We start from the raw sequence: 25389 nt of genomic DNA on the forward strand, positions 1-25389 counted from the left end.
TCCGGTGGTGTGTTTCAGAGGGGAAGCCCGACCAGTCCCCACCGGCGTTGTTGGGCTTCGCCGACCACTTCGGCCCAGCCGGACAGCAGCTCGGTGAACTCTTCGAAGTCCGCGATCCACCGCCCTGGGCATGCCGCGTGGTGTGCGTACGGTTCGCGCAGTTGCGGCAGGGCGGGGGCAGCCTTCTGCCAACAACGGTGCAGACCGGCCACGGTCCGGGGGCCGCGGGCGATGAGCGGACCCGGTCGCCACAGGCCGTCCTCGGAAGGGAAGACGCCGGAGTCCACATGCTCGGCGTCGCTCTCGACCTCAGGGCCCGACCAGAGCAGAGCCGTCAGGAAGTCGTCCAGCGCCGTCCGCAGCGTGGTCCCGGCGGCGCCCCGGACGTCCTCCCACGCCTGGACGAGCCAGAAGTGCGGCTTGTACGAGCCGAGGGTGCCGCCGAACTCGTACCGGCCCAGCCAGGCCCTGTCCGCCTCGGCCGGCCACACCCAACCCGCGTCGGCCTCATCGCTTTCGTCATCCGCGTACGCCGACTCCTGCAGCACTTCGAGCCGGTCGTCCGGTGCGATCTCCATGAGGTGCGCCCAGTCGACGACCAGGACCGTGATGTCCATGCCCATGCGAGGAGGCTAGCCGGTCGCGGAGGAAGCTAACTCGGTCGCGATCGAGCCTGGGCGGCCCTCCCCGCAGGGAGGGCGCCTGCGGACGTCTCGGCTCAGGGTGCCGGACCGCAACGCATGGGCGCGCACTGTCGGCCGAACGGGCGGAAGATGACGCGACGACCCTCGCCAGACCTCGTCTGTGGGAATGGCGATGGCATGAGCCACTCGCACCACTCCGCCGCCGCGCACACCGGAATCCTCGGCCTCCTCGCCACCGTGACCTGGCAGGTCCTGCCGAGCAGGTCATCCTGAGCGTCCAACTCACCGCGATCACACTGGGCACCCACTCGTACAAGGCCCGGTGAGGCTCTGCCGGCTGCGCATCCGCCGACGGATCCACGCACACGGCATCGATCCCGCCGAGGCCCCCGAGACCTCCGAGACCTCCGAATGGACCGACCTTGCCGGCTGACGGTCTCCTCGCACTCCCGCATCGAACGGCAGGTAATCGCAGGTGAGAGCTTTTGTTCTCCGGAAGGTCGGCGAGGTCGGCGTCATCGAGAAGCCGGTCCCCGAACCCGGTCCCAATGACGTGGTCGTGCGTACCACCGCGGCCTTGGTGTGCACCACCGATGTGCACGTCATGAGGGGCGTGATTCCGGTTGCTCCGGATGTGACGCTGGGGCACGAGGCGGTCGGTGTCGTCCATGCGCTCGGCTCGGCCGTCGAGGGACTGACCGAAGGCCAGCGCGTCGCGGCTGCCGGGATCACGCCCTGCTTCCAGTGCGAGTCCTGCCAGCGCGGGTTCTCCTCGCAATGCCGCGGACAGATGCTGGGCGGCGCCCGGTTCACCAATCAGCGTGACGGGACCCTGGCCCAGTACTTTCTCGTCAACAACGCCGAGGCCAATCTCGCACCGATTCCTGAAGAGCTCTCCGACCACCAGGCGCTGTACGCCACCGACATGCTCTCCACCGGGTTCGTCGCGGCCGAACACGCGGAACTCGAACTGGGCGAGACCGTCGCGATCTTCGCGCAGGGCGCGGTGGGACTGTCGGCGACGATCGGGTGCCGGCTGCTCGGCGCCGGCCTGATCATTGCCGTCGAGTCGGTTCCCGCCCGTCAGGAACTCGCCCGCCGCTTCGGCGCCGATCTGATCGTCGACCATACCCGGTGCGATCCGGTCGAGCGGATCCTGGAGCTGACGGACGGTCAGGGAGTCGACGCGGCGATCGAGGCGCTCGGCGCTCCCCAGACCTGGGAGGCGGCCTTCCGGGTCACGAAGCCGGGAGGGCGGATTTCCAACGTCGGGTACCACGGTGAGGTGCGAGAGCCGCTGAAGATCCCCCTGGAGCCGTTCGGATACGGCATGTCGGACAAGCAGGTGTACGGCGGGTTCAACCGCGGAGGGCGCGGGTGGCTTCGGCGGATCTTCCGGTTGATGGAGACGGGGAAGGTCGACCCCACACCGATGACCACGCACGAATTCAGCTTCGACGAGATCGAACAGGCCTTCCGGATGATGGCGTTGAAAGAGGGGGGCATCATCAAGCCTCTGATTCACTTCGAGGCGGACAGTGTGTAGGTCCCTGACCCTGCCCCTGGCCCTGACCCTGCCCCTGTCCTTGTCCCCGCCTCTTCCCTTTCCTTGGAACTCCTGCCCCGGTCGCCGTAATTGAGGTGATCGCCGGCTGGGGCGGTCGGTCAGACTGGGGCTGTGACGCACGAGGAAGAGCAGCCGTTGACCGGTGGGAACGTCAGCGATGGCGTCGTCCGTGTCGGGGATACCGTCCGCCGTCCCGCCGGGCCGTGGACCCCTGCGGTGCACGCGCTGCTCACGCATCTGTATGAGGGGGGTTTCCGTGCTGCTCCTCGCCCCCTCGGCATCGACGATCAGGGCCGTGAGGTGCTGACCTTCGTGCCGGGCAGCGTGGTCTGGCCCGACCGGTTCTCCCTGCTGGAGCCCGCTGAGCGGCTGGCCCTCGTGGCACGTCTCATCAGGGAATTCCACGATGCGGTGCAGGACTTCACCCCACCACCCGACCCGCAGTGGCAGGTGCTCCTCCCCGCCGAGGGAAGCGAGATCATTGCCCATCAGGACCTGGCCCCATGGAATCTCGTGGTCGGCGAGGACGACGAGTGGGCCTTCATCGACTGGGACACGGCCGCCCCGGGATCCCGGCTGTGGGATGTCGCGTATGCCGTGCACGGCTTCATCCCGCTGTCGGCGCATCCCGGCCGGCAGCGCACCGATGCCGGAGAGCGGCTGCGGACCTTCGCCGACGCCTATGGACTCGACGAGGCCGAGCGGCGTCAGCTGGTCCCCCTGCTGGGGCGTCGCACGCGCGCCATGCATGACTTCCTGCGGGATCAGACCGCTCTGGGCAAGCAGCCCTGGGCGACCCTGTGGGCGGAGGGTCACGGCGATGTGTGGCGAAGTGACGCCGCATACATCGAGCAGCGTGAAGAACAGTGGGCGAGTGTGCTGCTTGGCAGTTGAGGGGCCGAAGCGGCGGAGGCAGCCGAAGTGAACTAGCCGTCATGCCCGGGCCGCGGTCGTCATGGACTCGCGTGCCGTAGGTGCAGATGGCTGTCAAGGGGGTACAACGGCGGTGCCGCGGGCAGGGTCCGTGCGAACTCGAAGCGGCTCTTTTGTGCGACGCGGCACGATGCGACGTTGTCCGCCTGGTGCAGGAGTTCCATGACGTCCAGCCCCTCGGCGCGGAAGGTCTCGAAGGCCCAGGTGGTGAGCGTCTCCAGCGCACGGGAGGCGATGCCTCGGCCGCGTGCGTGTGCCAGTGTCCAGTAGCCGGCTTCGGCAGACGGTTTGCCGGGAGCGACGTCCTTGAGCACGACGTTGCCCACCAACTGTGGGGCGGTGGTATCGGATTGGGCTTCCAGGACGGCGAAGCCGAGCTGGTCTCCCACTGCCCAGCCTCGCTGCTGGGCCTGTATCCACTCCACTCCTCCGGCCTCGTTTTCCGGACGCGAGCTGGTCCAGCGCCCCAGAGTGGGGTCCCGGTACGCCTCGACGACCGCGTCGACGTCCTCCAGGCACCAGGGGCGAAGAACGAGCGCGGGCGCGGTGGGCGTTGCGGCCGCGTGGAGCATCACGGACGTGTTCACCGAGCGCCCCCTTGCGGCAGCGTGATCACTGTGCTGGTCATGTAGCAGACTCCCGCCCTCTCACCACGTCGCCGTCACCACCTTCTGCGGGTGCACCGAGCCTGTTCTGTGAGTGCACCGAGCTGAACGGGCCGGTCGAGCACCGGTTGCAGACTACTTGGCCCCGCCGGCCAGTGATCAGTCCGCGGCGAGGAACGGCCCCTGACGGTCACCCCTTGCTCAGACGCACCGTGTCCCCTCCCGTGTCGCCCGTGAGGACATCGATCCGGACTCCGGTGTCCGGGTCGGTGAAGGTCTGGCCGGGCGTGTAGGCGGCCATGTCCAGCTGGGTGCAGCCGGTGGGCGGGGTGGTGGCCGGGTGGGCGTTGAGGATCCTGACGGGGCCCTCGCCGGTCGGGGTGGCGGAATCGACCTTGTAGAGGAGGACGCCGGTGGAGCAGGCATGCTGATCGTTGCCCTCGGGGCGGCGGGATTCGGCGACGTACGCCGTGGTCTGGCCGGTGCGCAGGACGGCGAGCTTGGTGCCGCCGGGGCGCTCCACCGGGGACAGCCGTACCGCACGGCGCCCGGTCCCCGGCAGGCAGGCGACCTGGTGGTCGCGGGTCCAGCCGAGCTTCCACGAGTGCCAGCCGAGGTACTGCGGGGCGGCTCCCGCGATGTCGCCCATGACGTCCCAGCCGCCGGCGTACCGGTGGGTGGAGCCGGTGAAGGAATACAGGTCGGGGAGGCCGAAGGTGTGACCGGTCTCGTGGGCGGCGACCTTGTGTCCCCAGCGCCACATGTCCTGCCCGAAGGTGACGGCCCACTTGATGCGGCGGCCGTCGGCGGTGACGCCGGGTGTGGCCGGGTCGTAGAGGTAGGTCGGGGAGAAGGTGATCGCGGCCGCCGCCTTCGTGGGGACGACGTAGACCATGTCGTACCGGGAAAAGTCCGCGTGGGGGTCGGCGGCGGTGATCGCATCGCGCAGGTACTTCTCGTGGGCCTCGAAGGTGAGGTCCCGCTCGAAGCCGTACGAGGTGGAGTCCGCGGGCATCCTGATCCAGCGGTGCAACGAGCTGAGGGCGAGCCGGGAGCGGCCGTAGCTGGCCCGGCGCATCCAGTCGGCGGCCGGGGCGAGGTGGGTGGCGTACGCGTCCGTGGAGTCGGTGGCCCGGGCGTCGGGGAAGTCCACGAACAGGGTCAGGACGCGGTGGGTGCCGCCGGGGCGCTGGAAGCGGGTTCCGTCGGTGTCGTGGCCCTCGTCCGTCCAGCCGGTCTTGCCGGGGAGGGCGCAATCAGCGGCAGGGGCGGATGAGTTGGGCCGGGCAGCGGCGGTCGAGGTGGCCGGGGTGGCGAGACAGGTGACGAGGGCGAAGGCCGCGGCGAGGGGCCGCAGGCGGGTCGGCAGGGCGGACATGGCTCTCCCATCGGAGGCAGTGGGGGGAGGGAGCGGCGGGCGGGAGGTGTTACGCGCGGCCTGCGGCCAGGTCCATCAGGCGGGACAGGACCCGGCCGCCGGAGGCGGAGACCCCGTCGTGCTCCCACTCATTGGTGACCCAGACGCGGGTGGCGCCGACCTCGCGCGCGGTGCGCAGGGAGAGCCCGGCATCGACGTACATGTCGTCGTGGTAGACGATCGCGGCGAGCGGGACCTGGTTGGCGGCGAGGCGGTGGGGGTCGTACAGCGGCGGCCAGTCGGCGCGTGCGGCCAGCAGGTCGGTGGCGTCCGCGAAGGGCCGCAGGCCGGTGATCTCCCGGAACATCCAGGGGTAGATCATTTCTCCGGTGAGGAGGAGGGGGTCCGCCTCCTCGGTGAAGGCGGTGAAGCCTTCGAGTGCCCGGGAGGCTGCCCAGTCGGTCGGGCCGGCGCCCTGCCCGTAGAGCGTCTCCTGCAGCACGGCGTAGAGGGGATTGTCGGTGAAGCCGGTCAGGTTCCGCACCTGGTGGAGGAAGGTGTCGGTCAACTCGCCGTCGGTGTCCAGGGATTCATCGAGCAGCCAGTGGAGCCGTTCGAAGCCGTCGCCCATGCCGAGGGCGAGGCCGAGGGTGCGCAGCCGGCGGACGGTGAGCCGGTCCCCGTCGGGCAGTAGGACTTCGGTGGTCGCGAGGAGATCGGCAATCCTGCGGAGGCGGGCGGCGTCGTCCGGGTAGCGGGCGTAGAAGTCGAGGACGCGGTCTTGCACCCGGGGGTAGGTACGGGCGTAGACGTCGTCGGCGGTGGCGGTGAGACCGGGCAGACCACCGGTCACGTAGCAGGCCCGCAGGCCCTCGGGGGCGCGGGAGAGGTAGGTGAGGGTGAGGAAGCCGCCGTAGCTCTGGCCGAGCGTCTCCCAGGGTTCGTCCTGGCAGAGTTGCCGGCGGATCAGTTCGGCGTCGGCCACTATCGAGTCGGCGCGGAAGTGTCCCAGGTACGCGGCGAGTTGGGCGGGGGATGCGAAGCGGGCGGCGGCTCGGGCGGTGACCGGGGTGGAACGGCCGGTGCCGCGCTGGTCGAGCAGGAGCACCCGGTGGGTCGTGAGCGCCTGGTCCAGCCAGCCGGGCGAACCGTGCGACGGGCGGGGGGATTTGCCGCCCGGACCGCCTTGCAGATACAGCAGCCAGGGCAGCCGCTCGCCCGCGCGGGCCGGGTCGACGACCTCGCGGGCGAAGACCTGTATGTCCTCCCCGTCGGGGGCGGAGTGGTCCAGGGGAACGGTGAAGACGTGATCGACGGTGGTGTAGGCGGGGTTCATGGGTCGGTCCCTTTCACAGCCCGAGGGCAGGATGAAGTGTGACATTGCATGACACAGGCAGGGTGCGGCCCGTCGTCGGCGGGGAGCCCCCTCCCCACGTCACGTCAGCGAAGGGGGCTCGCCTCAGTGGGCCGCGCTCCGGCCGGGCCGCCGCTACCTACCGGATTTCGCCGCGGTTCCGCTCCTGGCCCAGAGCGAGCGGACATGGCCCAGGTGCTTGGCCATGCACTTCTCGGCGCCCTTCGCGTTGCCCGCCAGCATGAGGTCGAGGAGTTCGAGGTGTTCCTCGGCCGACGGGATCAGCTCGCCCCGCTCGTCCAGGCCGGTGAGCCCGTACAGGCGCGAGCGCTTGCGCAGCTCACCGACGGTCTCGACGAGGCGGTCGTTGCCACTGAGGCCGAGCAGTTCGAGGTGGAACTGCCGGTCGGCCTCCAGGTAGCCGATGAGGTCGTGGTCGCGCGCGGCGCGCACGATCTCCTCGGCGACCGGCCGCAGCGCCTCCAGCTCCCCACGGGCGGCGGTGCGGGTGATCCGGCCGATCATGGGGATCTCGATGAGCGCGCGGATCTCGGTGTACTGGTCGAGGTCGTGCTCGTTGACTTCGGTGACCCGGAAGCCCTTGTTGCGGACGGGCTCGACCAGGCCCTCGCGCGCCAGGTCGAGCATCGCCTCGCGCACGGGCGTGGCCGAGATCCCGAAGTCCTCGGCCAGGACCGGCGCCGAGTACACCTCCCCCGGCCGCAGTTCCCCGGAGATCAGGGCGGCTCGCAGGGCGTGGGCGACCTGGTCGCGCAGCCGCTCCCTGGTGGCGTTGAGATCGCGGTGCTTCAGGTGCCCCATAACGGTGGTGATCCCTTCATGCCGGAGCGGATCACCAGCATACAATTTCACATTGTTTCCGCAGGTGACAGGGTGTACGTACGGCTGGAGGTGTAGAACTCCAGGGCGGCGCGGCCCTGTTCCCGCGGTCCGTGGCCGGATTCCTTGGCGCCGCCGAACGGCAGATGGAAGTCGACTCCGGTGGAGGGGGCGTTGACCCTGATCATTCCGGTGTCGAGCCGGTCGAGCCCGTGCAGGACCGGGTCCAGGCCGGCCGAGTGGACCGAGGTGACCAGGCCGTACGGGACCGAGTTGGTGATCCGGACCGCGTGGGCCAGGTCGTCGGCGGGCAGCAGCGCCGCGACCGGCCCGAAGACCTCCTCGCGCAGCAGTGGGTGGTCCGGTGGCACCTTCTCGACCAGGGTCGGGGCCGCATACCAGCCGGGAAGGCCGGGCACGGTGCCGCCCGCGAGGACCGAGAGCCCGTCCCAGGCTCTGCTGACCCGGTCGCGTGCGGGCTCGTTGATGAGCGGCCCGCACACGGTGGAGGCGTCGGCCGGGTCACCGACGGCCACTGCGCGCAGGGCTTCCGGGAGCGCCTCCCGCAGGGGGTCGAGGGCCGCGCCGACCGCGATCACGCGACTGGTGGCGGTGCACTTCTGGCCCGCGTATCCGGCGATCGCGGCCGCGATGTGGAGCGCGGCCCGTTCGATGTCCGCGTCCGGGAGGACCAGGGCCGCGTTCAGGCCCCCCATCTCGGCCTGGACGGGGATGCCCCGGGCCGTGGCCGTATGCACGACCGCCCGGCCGACGGCCGTCGACCCGGTGAAGGAGACGACATCGGCGGCGGAGACGAGTGCGTTGCCCTCGGTCGCTCCGCCGGGCAGCACGGTGAACACCCCGGCCGGCAGGGCCTGCTCGACGAGGGCGGCGAGGCGCCGGGCGCAGGCCGTCGCCTCGGGGGCGGGTTTGAGGACCACCGTGTTGCCCGCGGCGAGCGCCGGGGCGGCCTTCCAGCTCGGAATGGCGAACGGGAAGTTCCACGGGGTGAGGAGGCCGGCGACTCCGTAGGGACGGCGGCGGGTCAGCAGCAGCCCCGGGCCGGCGGCGGTTTCGTGCACGGCGCCGAGGGGTTCGTAGGGGGCCTGGGCATAGTAGCGCCAGATCGCGACGGTTCTGGCGACCTCGGCGCGCGCCTCGGTGAGCGGCTTGCCCACTTCGCGTACGGCGAGCGCGGTCAGTTCGTCCGCGGCGGCTTCGAGGGCGGCGGCGACCGCGCCCAGGGCGGACGAACGGGCGGCGGCACCGCCGGTCGACCAGTTGGGCTGGGCCGCACGGGCCCGCTCGACGGCAGCCACCGCGGCGAAGGCCCCGGGCGCCGGGAACGACACCAGCACATCGGAAGGGTCGGCCGGGTTGCGGGAGGTGACGGAGGAGACGGCGGTGGTCACAGGAGGAAGCCTCCGGGGAAGGGGTCGTCCGGGTCGAGGAAGTACTGGGCGGTGCCGGTGATCCAGGCGCGGCCGGTGACGGTCGGTACCACGGCGGGCAGCCCGCCGACCTCCGTCTCGGCGACGAGCCGGCCGGTGAAGCGGGTGCCGATGAAGGACTCGTTGACGAAGTCGCGGTCCAGGGGCAGTTCACCGCGGGCGTGCAGCTGTGCCATCCGTGCCGAGGTGCCGGTGCCGCAGGGCGAGCGGTCGAACCAGCCCGGGTGGATCGCCATCGCATGCCGCGAGTGGCGGGCGTCCGAGCCGGGAGCGGTCAGATAGACATGCTTGACCCCGGCGATCTCCGGTTGCTCGGGGTGGACGGGGCGGTCCGGCGACGCGTTGATCGCCGCCATGACGGCCAGTCCGGCGGCCAGCAGGTCGTCCTTGCGGGCCCGGTCGAACGGCAGCCCCAGCGCGTCGAGTTCGACGAAGGCGTAGAAATTGCCGCCGAAGGCGAGGTCGTAGGTGACCCTCCCGTACCCCGGGACCTCCACCGTGCGGTCCAGGGCGGCGCAGAAGGCGGGCACATTGGTGAGGGTGACCGATTTCGCCACCCCGTCCGCCACGTGTACGTCGACGGAGACCAGGCCGGCCGGGGTGTCGAGCCGGACGGGGGTGACCGGCTCGGTCACCGGCACCATGCCGGACTCGACGAGGACGGTGGCGACCCCGATGGTGCCGTGCCCGCACATCGGCAGCAGGCCGGAGACCTCGATGTAGAGGACGCCGAAGTCGGCGTCGGCGCGGGTGGGCGGCTGGAGGATGGCGCCGCTCATGGCGGAGTGCCCGCGCGGCTCGTACATCAGGAGGGTCCTGAGATGGTCGAGGTGCTCGATGAAGTGGAGCCTGCGCTCGGCCATGGTGGCGCCGGGGATCACACCGACGCCCCCCGTGATCACGCGCGTGGGCATGCCCTCGGTGTGCGAGTCGACGGCGTGGAAGACATGACGCGTACGCACCATGAGTCCTTTCGAAGCGGCACGGATGCGGTCAGTGGTGTCCGGCGGCCCGGGCCTTCTCGGTGGCGGCCCGGACCTCGGCCTCGATCTCGCCCGTGAGCGGGGAGCGCGGCGGGCGGGCGGGGCCACCGCGGCGGCCGACGAGGTCCATGGACAGCTTGATGCACTGGACGAACTCCGTCTTCGAATCCCAGCGCAGCAGCGCGTGCAGGGACTTGTAGAGCGGCAGGGCGGTCTCCAGGTCACCGGCGACGGCGGCGTGGTACAGCTCGGCGCAGGTGGCGGGGAAGGCGTTGGGGTATCCGGCGATCCAGCCGACCGCACCGGCCACGGCGAGTTCGAGCAGGACATCGTCCGCGCCGATCAACAGGTCGAGTTCCGGGGCGAGTTCGGCGATCTCGTAGGCCCGCCGTACATCGCCGGAGAATTCCTTGACCGCGACGATGCTGCCGTCCTGGTGCAGCCGGGCCAGCAGTCCGGGTGTCAGATCCACCTTGGTGTCGAGGGGGTTGTTGTACGCGACGACCGGCACCCCCGCCTTTGCGACCTCGGTGTAGTGGGCGCGGACGGCCCGTTCGTCGGCGCGGTAGGCGTTCGGGGGCAGCAGCAGGACCGAGCCGCAGCCCGCTTCGGCCGCCTGCTCCGCCCAGCGCCGGGCCTCGGCGCTGCCGTAGGCGGCGACGCCGGGCATGACCCGCGCACCGTCGCCCGCCGCTTCGACCGCGGTCCGCACCACGCGGGCCCGCTCCTCGTCGGTGAGGGTCTGGTACTCGCCGAGCGAGCCGTTCGGTACGACACCGTCGCAGCCCTGCTCGATCAGCCACCGGACGTGCCGGGCGTAGGCGTCGTGGTCGACGGAGAGATCGTCGCGCAGGGGCAGCGCCGTGGCGACCATGATCCCGCGCCAGGGGCGGTTGCTGTTCCAGGTGAGGGTGGTCATACCAGTGAACCCTTCTATGGTGTGTGACATTTCTTGGGCCGTCCGCGGCACCCACAAGGGCGGCCCGCGGGTCAGTCGTCGACGGGCGGGGCGGCGTCCGGCCGGCTCCCGGTGGGTTCGTCGGGCGAGGCGAGCGCCGAGAGCGGCACGGGCACCGCGAACGGGCGGCGTTCGGCGGGTGGTTCCGCAGCTCCTCCGCCTGCCGCCAGGCACGCTGCGGCCGTCCCGCACATCCGCCCCTGACACCAGCCCATACCGGCCCTGGTGAGGAGTTTGACGGTGTGTGCGTCACGGGCGCCGAGGTCGGTGACTGCCTCGCGGATCCTTCCGGCGGTCACCTCCTCGCAGCGGCAGACATCCGTGTCGTCGGTCAGCCAGCCCGTCCAGCCCGCCGCCGGTGCGTGACTGACGGCCATCGCCTCGGCGAAGGCACGCATCCGGTCCCGCCGGCGCCGCAGCTCCCGCACACGCCCTCCGTGGACGGGGTGCCCGTGGAGTCTGACGGCTGCCGCCAGCCCGGCCAGCTCCCCTTCCGCGCGGGCGAGTTCTGCGCCGCCCACTCCCCCGGTCTCCCCCGCCGCCCACAGACCGCGTACCGAGGTCTCCTGAAGGCCGTCCAGGGCCAGGGCCAAGGTCCCGTCCGCGGTGGTGCGGGTGGCGCAGCCGAGTGCGGTGGCCAGCTCGATCTGCGGGACGAGGCCGTGTCCCACCGCGAGCGCGTCGCATGCGATCCGCCGGCCCGTCCCCCGTACGGGCCGCCAGTCGCGGTCGAGCCGGGTGACGGTGACGGCCGAGACCCGGTCGGTGCCGTGCACCTCGGTGACCGCGCTGCGGGTGCGCAGCCGTACCCGGTGCCGCAGCAGAGCGGCACCGTGCACCGCCGCCTCGGCGAGTTTCCGCGGGTTGGCCGCGAGCACACGGGGATGGCGTGCGTATCCCTGATAGCCGGATGCCTCGATCACGGCGGGGACCTGCGCACCGGCGGCGGCCAGCGAGGAGGCGACCGCGAGGAGCAGGGGGCCGCTGCCCGCCACGACGATGCGCCGGCCGGGCAGCACCAGGCCGGACTTGAGCATGGCCTGCGCTCCCCCGGCACCCACGACCCCGGGCAAGGTCCAGCCGGGGAAGGGGAGTTGACGTTCATACGCGCCGGTCGCGAGCAGAACCGCACGGGCCCGCACCCGCACCGGCCGCTCGTCGGCGCCGTCGGCCCCGGTGGCGGCGTGCACCGCCCACAGGTCACCGTCCTCCTTCGTGACGGCCCAGACGTGGTGCCCGGACAGCTGGCGGACGTCGCTCCGCTCCAGCCGGCGGCGCAGTGCGGCGAAGGCCGGCCAGTCATGGTGCAGCGCCTCGGGCCGGGCCGCGCCGAGGGCCGGCGCCGGATGCCGGTAGAACTGCCCGCCGGTCTGCGGCGAGGCGTCCAGCAGGGCTACGGACAGGCCGTGTCCGGCGGCCGCGACGGCGCCGGCGAGACCGGCGCAGCCCGCTCCGATCACCGCGAGGTCGTACGGGTCAGACGCCGATGCGGGCATGGCCGTGTCCCTCCTGGGTGGTGATCACGTCGCCGGGGCGGGCGGGCACCAGACAGGCCCTGCGGTTGGGCTCCCCGTTGATGGTGGCGAGGCAGTCGTAGCACTGTCCGATGCCGCAGAAGGCGCCCCTCGGGCGGCCGGTGGTGCGGGTGGTGCGCCAGGCGAGGATGCCGGCGGACCACAGGGCCGCGGCGACGGACTGGCCGGGAAGAGCGGGGACCGGACGGCCGTCCATCGTGATCTCGAACGACGCGCCGGGGTGCGCCCCTGCCAGTTCGGCGGGGGTACGGGCCACTGCGGGCCTCCTCTCCTAGTGGACGGGTCAGGCGGTGGCTTCGAAGCGGGCGGGGTTGAACGGGCCCGGGTCCAGGGGAAGTTCGCCGCCGCCCAGGGACCGCGCGATGAGCAGCCCGGTGGCCGGGGCGAGACCGATCCCCGCGCCTTCGTGTCCGCAGGCGTGCAGCAGGCCGGGCACCCGCGGATCGGGGCCGATGGCCGGCAGATGGTCGGGGAGGTAGGGGCGGAACCCCACGTACGTCCGCATCGCGCGGACCCCGGCCAGGACCGGGAACAGGGCGGTGGCCTGGGCCGCCAGGCGGCGCAGCACCTCGGTCGACAACGTGCGGTCGAAACCGACCCGTTCGCGGCTGGCACCGATCAGGACGGGGCCCGCCGCGGTGCCCTCGACCACCGCCGAGGTCTGCAGCGCCGCCGAACCGCTGGCGACATCGGCCACATAGTCGGCCGCGTAGACCTTGCGCCGCACCACCCGCGGCAGCGGTTCCGTGACGAGCACGAAGCCGCGGCGCGGCAGCACCGGTAGCCCGACGCCCGCGAGCCGGGCGAACTCGCCACCCCAGGTACCGGCCGCATTGACCACATGCGGAGCATGCACCTCACCCGCCGCCGTACGCACCCCCCGCACCGAGCCGTCCGCCGCGGTCAGCAGGCCGGTGACCTCCTCACCGAGCCGCAGACACACCCGGTCACCCACCGTGCGCAGCAGATGCGCGGCGGCCAGGGCCGGCATCACCTGCGCGTCCTGCGGGTAGTGAAAGCCCCCTGCCAGACCGGGAGTCAGATGCGGCTCCAGTTCCTGCAACCGGTCCCCCGGGACCTCCTCCGCCCGCACACCGGCCTTGCCCTGTCCGGCCGCGAAGTCGCGCAGGGCCTGCATCCCGGCCTCACCGGCGGCGACCACGAGGCCACCCTTGGGCTCGTACTCGATCTGCGGCGGGAGCAGTTCCGCCAGTTCCCGCCACAACCCGGTGGACAGCAGGGCGAGATCGAGTTCGGGCCCGGGTTCCTTGTCGGAGACCAGGAGGTTGCCCTCGCCGGCACCCGTGGTGCCGCCCGCGACGGGGCCGCGGTCGAGCACGGTGACGGAGAGGCCGGCGCGGGCCGCGTAGTAGGCGCAGGCCGCGCCGACCACGCCCGCGCCGACGACGATGACATCCGAGGTTCTTCTCGTGGGCACGTCAGTAATATTTCACATTGCACTGACGATGCCAAGGGTGGCGCGTCATACGACCGCAACTCCCCCGGGACGGACGGCCGTCGAGGCGTCCCGATTCTCCAGGACCCCTCGGATCCGGGTAAGTAACGGACGCGCCAACACCTCTCCGGCGCCTGCCACTTCCCCGAGGCGGTCTGAACACGGTGATGCCCCGGATCCGGCACGGGATCCGGGGCACCGCTCCGTCATGGCACCGTCTGGACCGTGGTTCCGGCGGAGGGCGCGAAACCGACGTCGCCGTTGTAGTTGCCGGTGACGAGGTGGGTCCCCTTCTGCAGCGGGTTGAAGGACACGCTGGCCGTGCCGCCGACGAGGGGCACGGCCTGGGGGGTGCGTCCCGTGATGGCGAGGGTGACGGTTCCGGTGGGCGTACCCGTTCCGGGGGCGACCGGAACCACGGTCGCGGTGACCGTGACCCGGTCACCCGTCGTCGAGGGGTTGGGGGTGGAGACCACGGTGGTGGAGGTCGCGGCCCGGTTGACGGTCTGGGTATCACTGCCGGTGGAGCCCGTGAAGCTCGCGTCCCCGCCGTAGGTGGCCGTGAGGGTGAAGGGGCTTCCGGTGGTGGTCGTGTAGGTGTGGGTGACGGTCGCGACACCGCCGGAGAGCGTCGCGGTGGCGGCGCCGGTGCCGTCACCGAAACTGAAGGTGACCGTCCCGGTCGGCGCACCGGCCGGGGACGAGACGGTAGCCCGGACGGTCACCGTCCCACCGGACGCCGAGGGGTCGGGAGTGGAGGTCACCGTGCTGGTGGTCGCGCTCTTGGTGAGCGTCTGGGTGTCGTTGCCGGTGGAGGCCGAGAAGTTGGTGTCCCCGTTGTAAGTGGCCGTGACGGGGAAGGGACTTCCGTTCCTGGTGGCATAGGTGTGGGTGACGGTAGCGGTGCCGCCGGAGAGCGTTGCCGTGGCGGCACTGGTGCCGTCCCCGAAACCGAAGGTGACCGTCCCCGTGGGAGTGCCCGCACCCGGCGCCACCGCGGAGACCGTCGCCGTCAGCGTCGCCGCCTGCCCCGCCACCGACGGATCCGGCGAAGACACCACCGCCGTCGTCGTCGCCGCCTTACCGACCGTCTGCGTATCGCTCCCACTCGACGGCGTGAAGCTGCCGTCGCCGTTGTAGGTCGCCGTGAGCAGATACGGGCTGCCGGAGGTCCCGTTGAACGTGTGCGTCACGGTCGCGATGCCGCCGGAGAGCGTCGCGGTGCCGGCGCTGGTGCCATCACCGAAACTGAAGATGACCGTACCCGTGGGAGTACCGGCACCCGGCGCCACCGCGGAGACCGTCGCCGTCAGCGTCACCGCCTGCCCCGCCACCGACGGATCCGGCGAAGAAACCACCGCCGTCGTCGTCGCCGCCCTGCCGACCGTCTGCGTATCGCTCCCACTCGACGACGTGAAGCCGGCATCCCCGTTGTAGGTCGCCGTGACGGGGAAGGGGCTGCCGGTCCGGGTGGTGTAGGTGTGGGTGACGGTCGCGATGCCGTCGGAGAGCGTGGTGGTGGTGGAGCCGGTGCCGTCGCCGAAGCTGAAGGTGACCGTGCCGGTGGGGGCGGCGGCGCCGGGCGTGACGGAGGCGACGGAGGCCGTGAGGGTGGTGGGCTGACCGACGACCGTGGGATCGGGCGAGGAGGCCACCGCCGTGGTGGTGCCCGCCTTGCCGACGGTCTGGGTGTCATTCCCGCTCGACGACGTGAAGTTGGCGTCCCCGTCATACGTACCGGTAATAGCGAACGGACTCCCCGACGTACTGCCATAGGCATGCGTCACCATCGCCAGACCATTACTCACCGGCGCCGTAAAAGTCGGACTCCCATCACCGAAATCAAACGTGACCGTACCCGACGGCGCACCCGCCCCCGGCGCAACAGAAGCCACCGAAGCCGTAACAGTGGTCGACTGACCCACCACCGTGGGATCCGGCGACGACACCACCCCAGTCGTCGTCGCCGCCCTGCCGACGGCCTGAGTGTCGCTCCCGCTCGACGACGTGAAGTTGGCATCCCCGTCATACGTACCCGTAATGGCGAACGGACTCCCCGACGTACTGCCATAGGCATGCGTCACCATCGCCAGACCATTACTCACCGGCGCCGTAAAAGTCGGACTCCCATCACCGAAATCAAACGTGACCGTACCCGACGGCGCACCCGCCCCCGGCGCAACAGAAGCCACCGAAGCCGTAACAGTGGTCGACTGACCCACCACCGTGGGATCCGGCGACGACACCACCCCAGTCGTCGTCGCCGCCCTGCCGACCGTCTGGGTGTCACTCCCACTCGACGACGTGAAGCTGTCGTCCCCGTCATACTGCGCGGTCACCGTGTAGGGGCCGCCCGCGCTCGTGTACGTGTGCGTGATCCTGGCGACGCCGTCGGAAACCGACGTCAGTGTGGGCGGTGTGCCGTCCCCGAAGTCGAAGGTGACCGCGCCGGCCGGCACCCCGGCTCCCGGCTCGACCGGTGTGACGGTCGCGGTGAAGGTCACCGGCTGGCCGACCACGGACGGGCCCGGCGTGGCAGTCACCGTCGTCAGCGTCGACGCCGGATCGACCGTCTGACTGTCCGTGCCCGAGGAGGAGCTGAAGTTGGCGTCCCCGCTGTAGTTCGCGGTCACGGTGTGGGGGCTGCCCGTCGCGGTGGTGTAGGCGTGCGTGACGGTCGCCACCCCGCCGGTGACCGGTGCCGTGAGGGCCGCCGTTCCGTCGCCGAAGGTGAAGGAAACCGTTCCGGTGGGCACCCCGGCGCCGGGCGGGGTCGGTGCCACGGTCGCGGTGAAGGTCACCGGCTGGCCCGTCACCGAGGGGTCCGGGGAGGAGCTCACGGTCGTCGACGTGGTGGCGGCGCTGACCGCCACCGTGTGGTCTCCGGTGATGGTGGCAGGGGCGAAGTCGGCGTCACCGCTGTAGGTGGCGGTGACCGTGTAGGGGCTGCCCGCCGTGCTCGCGTAGGCGTGCGTCACGGTCGCCACGTCGGAGGAGACCGGTGCGGTGACGGGCACGGTGCCGTCGCCGAAATCGAAGGTGACGGTCCCGGTGGGGGTGCCCGCGCCCGGAGGAACGGCGGTGACCCGGGCGGTGAAGGTGACCTGCTGCCCGGCCACGGACGGATCCGGGGAGGTGAACAGGGTCATGGAGGAAGAGGTCTGACCGACGGTCTGGCTGTCGGTGCCGGTGGAGGAGGCGAAGTCGGTGTCCCCGCTGTAGTCGGCCGTGACGGTGAACGGGCTGCCGGACGTACCGGCCCAGGTGTGCGTCGCGGTTGCCACCCCGGCGGTGACCGTGGCGGTGACGGAGGGGGTGCCGTCGCCGAAGTCGAAGGTGACCGTACCGGTGGGGGTGCCGGCCCCCGGAGCGGCCGCGGAGACCGTCGCGGTGATGTCCACCGGCTGGCCCGTCACCGCGGGATCGGGCGAGGAGGCCACGGCGGTGGTGGTCGCGGCCGGGGTGACGGTCTGGGTGTCGGTTCCCGTGGAGGGCGTGAAGTCCGTGTCCCCGCTGTACTCGGCGGTGAGGGCGTACGGGCTGCCGGACGTACTCGTCCATGCATGGGTCAGGGTGGCGGTGCCGTCCGTCACGGATGCGGTGACGGGCGGGGTGCCGTCGCCGAAGTCGAAGGTGACCGAACCGGTGGGGGCACCCGCCCCCGGGGCGGCCGCGGAGACCGTCGCGGTGATGTCCACCGGCTGGCCCGTCACCGCGGGATCCGGCAACGAGCTGAGCACCGTCGTCGACATCGCCGGCTGCACGATGTGGGTTTTGGTCCCCACGGAGGGGGTGAACTGGTCGTCGCCGCTGTAGGCGGCGTGAACCGTGTAGGGGCCGCCCGTGGCGCTCGTGTACGCGTGCACCGCGGTCGCCACCCCACCCGCTGCGGTGACGGTGACCGGCGCGGTCCCGTCCCCGAAGTCGAAGGTCACCGTCCCCGTCGGCGCGCCATCGCCCGGGGCTTCGGACGTCACCCTGGCGAGGAACGTCACCGGCTGGCCGGTCACCGAGGGCTCCGGCAGTCCGCTGACGGTGGTGGTGGTCGCGGCCGGGGCCACGGTCTGGGTGTCGGTGCCGGTGGAGGGGCTGAAGTCGGCGTCCCCGCTGTAGGTGGCCGAGACGGTGTACGGGCCTGCGGAGGTGCCCGCCCAGGTGTGGGTGAGGGTGGCGGTGCCGTCCGTCACGGGTTCGGTGACGGACGGGGTGCCGTCACCGAAGTCGAAGGTGACCGAACCGGTGGGGGTACCGGCCCCCGGGGCGACGACAGAGACCGTCGCGGTGATGTCCACCGGCTGGCCCGTCACCGAAGGCTCGGGAACTCCGCTGACGGAGGTGAAGGTCGCGGCCGGGGCCACGGTCTGGATGCCGGTGCCGGTGGACGGGGTGAAGCCGGCGTCCCCGCTGTAGTCGGCCGTGACGGTGTACGGGCTGCCGGACGTACCGGCCCAGGTGTGCGTCGTCGTGGCCACCCCGGCCGTGGCCGGCACCGTGAGGGGTGACGTACCGTCGCCGAAGTCGAAGGTGACCGTGCCGGTCGGTGTCCCGTCCCCCGGCGCGGCGGCCGAGAGGGTCGCGGTGACGGTCACCGGCTGGCCGGTCACCGCCGGTTCGGGTGACGTGGTGACCACCGTCGTGGACCCGGCCTGGCCGACGGACTGTGTGGTGGTGTCGCTGGAAGCGGTGAAATCGGTGTCGCCGCTGTAGGTGGCGGTGGCGGTGTACGGGCTGCCGGCGGGACCGGTGTAGGCGTGCAGGGCCGTCGCCACCCCGGCGATGACCGGCAGCGGGGCCGGGTCCGTCCCGTCGCCGAAGTCGAAGATGACCGTTCCTGTCGGCGACCCGCTTCCCGGTTCCACCGGAGCGACGATCGCCGTGAAGGCGACCGGCTGGCCGACCACGGACGGGTCCGGCTCGGAGGTCAGCGTGGTGGTCGTCGCGGCCTGCAGGACCGACTGGGTGGCCGTGGCCACCGAGTCGGTGAAGTCGTCGCTGCCGCCGTAGGTGGCGGTGATCGTGTACGGGCTGCTGACGCTGCCGGTGTAGGTGTGGGTGAGCGTGACGGCTCCACCGGCCAGGGGGCCGTGGCCGGAGTGGTGGCATCGCCGAAGTCGACGGTGACCGTACCGGTCGGTGTGCCGGCACCCGGCGGGACCGGTGCGACCGTCGCGGTGACGGTCACCGGCTCCCCCACGACCGAGGGGTTCGGACCGGAGGTCACCTCGGTGGTGGTCGAGGCCGGGTACAGGGTCTGGGAGGCGGTGGCCGTGGCGGGGCTGAAGTCTTCGTCCCCGCTGTAGGTGGCCGAGAGGGTGAACGGGCTGCCGGCCGTGGTGGTGTACGCATGAGTGACCGTCACCGTGCCGGCCACGGCGGTGGCGGTGACGGTCGGGGTGCCGTCGCCGAAGTCGAAGGTGATCGTCCCGGTCGGGGTGCCCGCCGCCGGGGCATCCGCCGTGAGGTTCGCGGTGACGGTCACCGGCTGGCCGACCGTGGAAGGGTCCGCCGACGAGAAGACGGTGAGGGACGCGGTCGCCGGGTTCACGGTCTGGGTGTCGGTGTCCGTGGAAGGCGTGAAGCTCGCCCCGCCGTTGTAGGTGGCGGTGACCGGGTACGGGCTGCCGGAGGTGTGGGGGTAGGCGTGCACGGCGGTCGCCACCCCGTCGGTGAGGGGCGCCGTGAGGCCCGGGGTGCCGTCGCCGAAGTCGAAGGTGACCGTGCCGGTCGGTGTACCGGCACCCGCGTCCGCCGAGGTGACGGTCGCGGTGAAGGTGACGTACTGGCCGGTCACGGACGGGTCCGGCGCGGAGGCCACCGTCGTCGACGTGGCCGCCTGCGAGACCGTCTGGGTGTCGAGACCGGCCGAACCCGCGAAGTTCCCGTCACCGTTGTAGACCGCGGTGATCGTGGCGGGATCGGCGGCCGCAGTGTAGGTGTGGGTGGCCGTCGCCGTGCCGCCCGTGAGCGGGGCCGTCATGGTCGGGGTGCCGTCGCCGAATTCGAAGGTCACCGTCCCGGCCGGGGTGCCCGAGGCGGGCGGAACGGCCACGACGGTCGCGGTGACGGTGACCGCCTGTCCCACTACGGACGGGTCGGGAGCGGAGCTCACCGTCGTGGAGGTGCCCGAAACGCTGGTCTCCACGCCCTGGGCGAACGTCCCGGTGGAGGCGGCGAAGTCGGCGTCACCGCTGTAGGTCGCGGTGACGGGGTAGGGGCTGCCCGCGGTGCTGACGTAGGTGTGCGTCACCGAGGCCACGTTGTGGGAGACCGGTGCAGTGGCGGGAGTGGTGCCGTCACCGAAGTCGAAGGTGACCGTGCCGGTCGGCGCACCGGCCCCTGGCGGCACCGGAGTTACCCGCGCGATCAGCATGACGCTCTCGCCCACCGCCGAGGGAACCCGCGAGGAGGTCACCGTGGTGGTGGTCGCGGCCGGGGCGACGGCGTGGACGAGGGTGTCCTCGGACGCGGCGTAGTTGGCGTCACCGAGGTAGACCGCGTTGATCGTGTAGGGGCTGCCGGAGACGCTGGTGTAGGGGTGGGTGACCGTCACCGTGCCGCCCACGAGCTCGGCGGTGAGGACCGGGGTGCCGTCACCGAAGTCAAAGGTGACCGGCCCGGTCGGGATGCCCGAGGCGGGCGCGGTGGGGGTCACGGTGACGGTCACCGACTCCCCCGTCACGGACGGGTCGGGAGCGGCGGTGACCGTGGTGGTGGTCGCGGCCTGCTCGACACTGTGCGTTGTGGTGCCGGCGGACTCGGTGAAGTTGTCGTCCCCGCTGTAGGTGACGGTGACCGTGTACGGGCTGCTGGGCGCGCTGGTGTAGGCGTGGGTGAGGTCGGCGGTGCCGTCGGTGAGGGGGACGGTGACAGGTGCGGTGCCGTCACCGAAGTCGAAGGTGACCGTCCCGGTCGGAGTACCCGCGGCCGGTGTGGGAGCCGCGACGGTCGCGGTGAGGGTGACCGTCTCGCCGGTGACCGAAGGCTCCGGGGAGGAGCTCACCGTCGTCGTGGGCACCGCCTTGGCGACCGACTGGATGTCCGTCCCCGCGGAGGGGTTGAAGTTGTCGTCGCCGCTGTAGGTCGCGGCGACCGTGTACGGGCTCTCCGCCACCTCCGGATTGACATGGGTGACCGTGGCCGTGCCGCCCTCGACGGGTGCCGTGACGGGCGGGGTGCCGTCGCCGAACTCGAAGGTCACGGTTCCCGTCGGCGCTCCGGCCGCCGGGGCCTCGGGGAGGATCTGCGCGACGAAGGTCGTCTCCTGCCCCACCGTGGAGGGGTCGGGTGCGGAGGCCACGGCGGTGGTGGTGTCGGCCGGCTGCACGGTCTGGGTGTCGGTACCGAGCGAGGTGGTGAAGTCGTCGTCACCGTTGTAGATGGCGGTGACCGTGTACGGCAGTTCGGCCGCGTCGTTGTAGGTGTGGGTGAGGTCGGTGGCGCCGTCGGTGAGGAATGCGGTGACGGGTGGTGTGCTGTCGCCGAAGTCGAAGGTGACCGTCCCGGTCGGGGTACCGGCACCGGGTGCGAGCGCGGTGACCGTCGCGCTGAATGTGACCGGCTGACCCACCGTCGAAGGATCCGGCGCGGAGACCACGGCGATCGTGGTGCCGGCCGGCTGGACGCTCTGGGTGTCGGTACCGAAGGACGTCGTGAAGTCCGCGTCACCGTCGTACGTGGCGGTGACCGCGTAGGGGCTGTCCGCCGCGGCGGCGTAGACGTGGCCGGTGGCGGCGGTGCCGTCCGTGAGCGGTGCGTCGACGGGCGCCGTACCGTCGCCGAAATCGAAGGTGACCGTCCCGGTCGGGGTACCCGCTCCGGGCGCGAGCGCGGCGACCGTCGCGCTGAACGTGACCAACTGCCCCACCGTCGAAGGATCCGGCGCGGAGACCACCGTCGTCGACGACGCGCTCGGTCCCACCGACTGGCTGCCGGTCCCCGTGGAGGGCTCCAGGTTCCCGTCGCCCTGATAGGTGGCGGTGACCGTGAACGGGCTGCCCGTCGTACCGGCGTAGACATGGCTGGTGGCGGCGGTGCCGTCGGTGAGCGGTGCGTCGACCGGCGGGGTGCCGTCGCCGAAATCGAAGGTGACCGTCCCGGTCGGTGCGGCGGCTCCGGGCGGGACGACGGCGACCGTCGCGGTCGCGGTCACCGGCTGTCCGGCCACGGAGGGGTTGGGCGCGAGGTCCACCGTGGTGGCCGTCGCCGCCTGCTGCACGGTCTGGCTTTCCGTCCCCGTGGAAGGGGTGAAGTTGTCGTCGCCGCTGTAGGTGGCGGTGACCGTGTACGGCAGTGCGGCGGCGCTCTCAAAGGTGTGGGCCACGGTCGCGGAGCCGCCCGCCATCGGCACGGTGGCGGGCGGGGTGTTGTCGCCGAAGTCGAACGTCACGGTGCCCGTCGGCGCACCGGCTCCCGGTGGGGTGGGAGCGACCCGCGCGACGAAGGTGACCGGCTGCCCGGCCAGGGACGGATCGGGGCCGTGGGTCACCGTGGTGGTGGTCGGCGCTGCTTCGACGGCCTGGGTGTCCGTTCCGGTGGTGGCCATGAAGTAGAGGTCGCCGCTGTAGTTGACGGTGACGGCGTAGGGGGTGTCCGACGCGTCGGTGTAGGCGTGGTTGACCGTGGCCGTGGCGTCCGTGAGGCGGGCCGTCACCGGCGCTGTTCCGTCGCCGAAGTCGAAGGTGACGGTGCCGGACGGTGTACCCGTCGTGGGCGGGACCCCCACCAGGGTCGCGGTGAAGGCCACTTCCTGGCCGGCAAGGGAGGGGTCCGGTGTGGAGGTGACGGTCATCGCCGCCGGCGCCTTGTAAGTGAAGGCGTTGGGAAGCGTGACACTGCCCGCGGGTGTGGTGACGACGAAGTCGGCGGGGCCGGGAACGCCCTCGGGCGTCACCACGACGAGCAGGTTGTCGGAGTACGCGCGAAAGGACCTCACGGGGACGCCGTCGATCGTGACGCCGCTGACGCGGGCGAGGCCGCTGCCGGTCAGGACGAGGGTGGTGCCGCCCGCGATCGGCCCGGTGTCCGGGCTGACGCCGGTGACATCTGCCACCGCCGCGTAGGTGTAGAGCAGTCTGTTGCTCACCCCGCCGCGGGTGGTGATACGGACGGGGACGGTGCCGGGCCCCGCGGCAGGAGGAACGGTGACACTGACCTGCCGGTCGGAGAGCGCCGTGGGGAAGGCGACGGCGTCGCCGAAGCGGACGAGCAGCGCGGTGCGCAGATTGGCGCCGGTGAGGATGACGGTGTTGCCGCCGCCGATCGGACCGGTGGCGGGAGCGATGCCTGTCAGGCTGGGCCAGAAGATGTAGAAGAAGTAGCCGACCCGGGCGGATCCGCCGGGGGTGGTGACCATGACCGGGACCGCCCCCTGGCCCGAGGGAGTCACCGCGACGATGGTCGTGTCGTCGAGGACGGTGAAACTCGCTGCCGGGCGCGGACCGAAGCTGACGGCCGTGGCGCGGCTGAAGTTGCGCCCGATGATGGTCACCAGGGTTCCGCCGCTGTAGGAGCCCTGGTCGGGGAAGACACCGGAGAACTGGTTGCGCGGTGCCGGCGTGCCGGAACGGGCGGCGGCATCGAACCGTCCCGGCATCGGTGCGAGGGCCGACCGGTTGCGCAGCTCGGCAAGGGCGCGCAGCAGGGTGCCGCTGTCGTTCGACGCCGGCACATCAGCGTGGTCGACCACGGTGCACAGGACCGGGCTGTGGGCTTCGCCCCGCGCCACCAGCGGGACGGGCGCGGTGAGGGTGGGGACGATCCGGTGGGACCACGGGTCGAGGACGGCGATGCAGTTCCCGTGGCGGTCGGTGAGGATGACGAGCCCGCTGGGGCGTTCCGGAGTCAGCATGCCGGTGTCACCGCCCACACCGCGGCCCCGGTGCTCGGGTCAACGGGGCGTTCTTCGCCGGGCAGTTGCAGGAGGGGGGCGTGCCGGCCCGTCGTGGCCATCCATCGAAGACCGATGGCGCGGACGGGGCACACAGCGCGGGCAGCAGGCATGACGGGCTCCAGACCAACATGCGGGCCCGCCGCACCATGAGGCGCCCGCAAACCGCGCGCCGACATGGCCGGTCCTGCACATCCCCACGGAGGAGCGCCCGAACGGCATCCTCATCACACACCGATGCGCCGAACCAGGCAAGACGCCTTCCACTCCCCCGGAAAGGATGGGCGGCCCACCGGAATCGGACGGACTCAGTAACCCATCCTGGTGAAGTGAAGGCAACACACCGGGATCGAGCTCACCCGAACGGGCGAGCGGAACCCGGACACCGGCGCACCGCGGTGACCTGTCCCACGGCATGTCAACTCGGTGCCGGCGGTGCCCGGTCCGCCCCGGCCGGCCGCCCTGCTCAGCCCGCGAAAGCCCGCACGAACTCGTTCGTCTTCTTGCCGATGCTCGAACAGGTCGCCATCGCCTTGATGTTGGCGCCTCCCGGACAGGGCTTGTCCCGGGTGACCGACCACATCGACAGCCGGCCGAGCCCCTTCTCCTCGGCGAACTTCTTGAGCTCGGCCGCGTCGTCGGGCCGGAAGACCTCGCCCTTGACGTCGTTCACACCGATCATCGGCGTGACCGCGACGCTCTTCCAGGCCTTGGCCTCGTCCCGGATACCCAGCACGCCCTTGACCTGCTTCTGGGTGGCGGTGGCGGCCGCGACGGCGTATTTGCCCATGTCGCCGTCGTAGTAGGTGCCGTAGTCCATGGCCATGATGTTCACGGTGGAGATCCGGGCACCGTTCTTCTTGGCGCTCTTCAGCACATCGACGGCGTGCCGGTTGAGGCCGGAGGGCATCACCGGGAGGGTGTAGGAGACGTCCAGTTTCCTGCGCTGCTGAAGCCGGGCGATCGCCTTGGCGCGGAGGTCGTTGGCCTTGGTGTCCGTCAGCGCGGGGCCCTCGATGTCGAAGTCGGCCTTGGTCAGGCCGTATGCGTCGATGACCTTGGTGTACGCGTTCACCAGCTTGTCCACCGAGCCGCAGACCCGGGCCAGTTCATTGCCGCTCTGCCCGCCGAAGGAGATCCGTACATCGCCGCCCTGGGCGCGCAGCTCGTCCGCCTGCCGCGCCACGGGGTTGGCGCCGAGCGCCTGCCGGCCGCCCCACTTGGGCACGCAGCCGCCTCCCGGGGAGACGAAGGCCAGGTTGTACTCCTTCACGCCGGTCTCCTCGGCCGCCTTGACGAGGTCGAAGGAGGGCTTGAGCGAGGTGTCCACGTAGGGCGAGAAAGCGCCGGTCTTCGGCGTGGGAGCGTGGCTGCTCTGCTGCGGGGAGGGAGGCACCGGGTCCGGTCGCTTGGGCTTCTCCGGCTCCTCGGACGAGCACCCGGCGAGCAGCGACGCCGCTATCACCGCCGCCGTCGCCGCGACGGCGGTCGGCCTCCGCTTGCGGCTCCGCCGAGAAACGTGCGCGTCTGCGTGGTGCGTCATCATCGGGCGGCCTCCAACGGTGGGGGTGGGCAGTGCTGTTCGGACCTACGGCACGGGGGCGACGGGAGATTCCGTCTGCCGCGGCCCGGGTCCGGGGACTTCGGGCGGCATGTGCGGGAGGGAAGGTCCTGGTGCAGCAGTCCACGCAGCACGCGCGACGTCAGCCCGTCAGCGTATAAGGCCGGCCCGTTTGTCATGACCGCCATCGTGCCATCCGGAGCGGACGCACCGGAGGGTGGGTTCGGGGCGCGGCCCGGCATCTGAGGTATGGGACAAC

At 71.4% G+C, this 25389-nt stretch carries 16 protein-coding genes; 2 read left to right on the forward strand and 14 right to left on the reverse strand.

Annotation, left to right across the window (positions count from 1 at the left end):
- Positions 1-14: 14 nt before the first annotated feature.
- Positions 15-623 carry a hypothetical protein gene (locus STRNI_RS02105; RefSeq protein WP_277410392.1) on the reverse strand — a complete coding sequence of 203 codons (609 nt, stop codon included), beginning with the start codon at positions 621-623 and terminating at the stop codon, positions 15-17.
- A 496-nt stretch (positions 624-1119) separates the two neighbouring features.
- On the opposite strand from STRNI_RS02105, the gene STRNI_RS02110 reads away from it, so the two are divergent.
- On the forward strand, positions 1120-2190 hold the full coding sequence (locus tag STRNI_RS02110) for a zinc-binding dehydrogenase (RefSeq protein ID WP_018091448.1): 1071 nt from the start codon (positions 1120-1122) through the stop codon (positions 2188-2190).
- A 132-nt stretch (positions 2191-2322) separates the two neighbouring features.
- Positions 2323-3105: a phosphotransferase enzyme family protein gene (locus STRNI_RS02115; RefSeq protein WP_277410393.1), complete on the forward strand. Its 783-nt coding sequence runs from the start codon at positions 2323-2325 to the stop codon at positions 3103-3105.
- Positions 3106-3164: 59 nt separating this feature from the next.
- Here STRNI_RS02115 and STRNI_RS02120 read toward each other — a convergent pair whose 3' ends face one another.
- The 13 genes from STRNI_RS02120 to STRNI_RS02180 form a co-directional block, all read right to left on the reverse strand.
- The gene (locus STRNI_RS02120; RefSeq protein WP_277410394.1) at positions 3165-3731 is read right to left on the reverse strand and encodes a GNAT family N-acetyltransferase; all 567 of its coding nucleotides are present in this window, start codon (positions 3729-3731) and stop codon (positions 3165-3167) included.
- Positions 3732-3939: 208 nt separating this feature from the next.
- A complete protein-coding gene (locus STRNI_RS02125; RefSeq protein WP_277410395.1) occupies positions 3940-5127 on the reverse strand; it encodes a M6 family metalloprotease domain-containing protein in 1188 nt (395 codons plus the stop codon).
- 49 nt (positions 5128-5176) lie between these two features.
- Positions 5177-6442, reverse strand: coding sequence for an alpha/beta fold hydrolase (locus STRNI_RS02130; RefSeq protein ID WP_277410396.1), 1266 nt, complete (start codon positions 6440-6442; stop codon positions 5177-5179).
- Between the two features lie 153 nt (positions 6443-6595).
- Positions 6596-7282, reverse strand: a complete 687-nt coding sequence (locus tag STRNI_RS02135) for a GntR family transcriptional regulator (protein WP_277410397.1) — start codon at positions 7280-7282, stop codon at positions 6596-6598.
- A 47-nt stretch (positions 7283-7329) separates the two neighbouring features.
- Positions 7330-8712 (reverse strand): aldehyde dehydrogenase family protein, encoded by a 1383-nt coding sequence (locus STRNI_RS02140; RefSeq protein WP_277410398.1) that lies wholly within the window; start codon positions 8710-8712, stop codon positions 7330-7332.
- Complete coding sequence (locus STRNI_RS02145; protein ID WP_274740753.1) at positions 8709-9713, reverse strand: proline racemase family protein; 1005 nt, start codon at positions 9711-9713, stop codon at positions 8709-8711. The genes STRNI_RS02140 and STRNI_RS02145 overlap by 4 nt, the downstream gene beginning before the upstream one ends.
- A gap of 31 nt (positions 9714-9744) precedes the next feature.
- Positions 9745-10653: a dihydrodipicolinate synthase family protein gene (locus STRNI_RS02150; protein WP_148588398.1), complete on the reverse strand. Its 909-nt coding sequence runs from the start codon at positions 10651-10653 to the stop codon at positions 9745-9747.
- 71 nt (positions 10654-10724) lie between these two features.
- Entirely contained in the window at positions 10725-12188 is a 1464-nt protein-coding gene (locus tag STRNI_RS02155; protein WP_148588397.1) for an FAD/NAD(P)-dependent oxidoreductase, read from the reverse strand.
- Complete coding sequence (locus STRNI_RS02160) at positions 12169-12483, reverse strand: (2Fe-2S)-binding protein (protein WP_018091458.1); 315 nt, start codon at positions 12481-12483, stop codon at positions 12169-12171. Before STRNI_RS02160 ends, STRNI_RS02155 begins: the two co-directional genes overlap by 20 nt.
- A gap of 27 nt (positions 12484-12510) precedes the next feature.
- The gene (locus STRNI_RS02165) at positions 12511-13665 is read right to left on the reverse strand and encodes an NAD(P)/FAD-dependent oxidoreductase (protein ID WP_277410399.1); all 1155 of its coding nucleotides are present in this window, start codon (positions 13663-13665) and stop codon (positions 12511-12513) included.
- Between the two features lie 224 nt (positions 13666-13889).
- Complete coding sequence (locus STRNI_RS02170) at positions 13890-18656, reverse strand: beta strand repeat-containing protein (RefSeq protein ID WP_277410400.1); 4767 nt, start codon at positions 18654-18656, stop codon at positions 13890-13892.
- A complete protein-coding gene (locus tag STRNI_RS02175; protein ID WP_277410401.1) occupies positions 18605-23530 on the reverse strand; it encodes an Ig-like domain repeat protein in 4926 nt (1641 codons plus the stop codon). The genes STRNI_RS02170 and STRNI_RS02175 overlap by 52 nt, the downstream gene beginning before the upstream one ends.
- Before the next feature lie 505 nt (positions 23531-24035).
- Positions 24036-25112, reverse strand: a complete 1077-nt coding sequence (locus STRNI_RS02180) for a chitinase (protein WP_308433112.1) — start codon at positions 25110-25112, stop codon at positions 24036-24038.
- Positions 25113-25389 lie beyond the last annotated feature (277 nt).

It is taken from the genome of Streptomyces nigrescens (genome assembly GCF_027626975.1).
GTDB classification, from domain to species: domain Bacteria; phylum Actinomycetota; class Actinomycetes; order Streptomycetales; family Streptomycetaceae; genus Streptomyces; species Streptomyces nigrescens.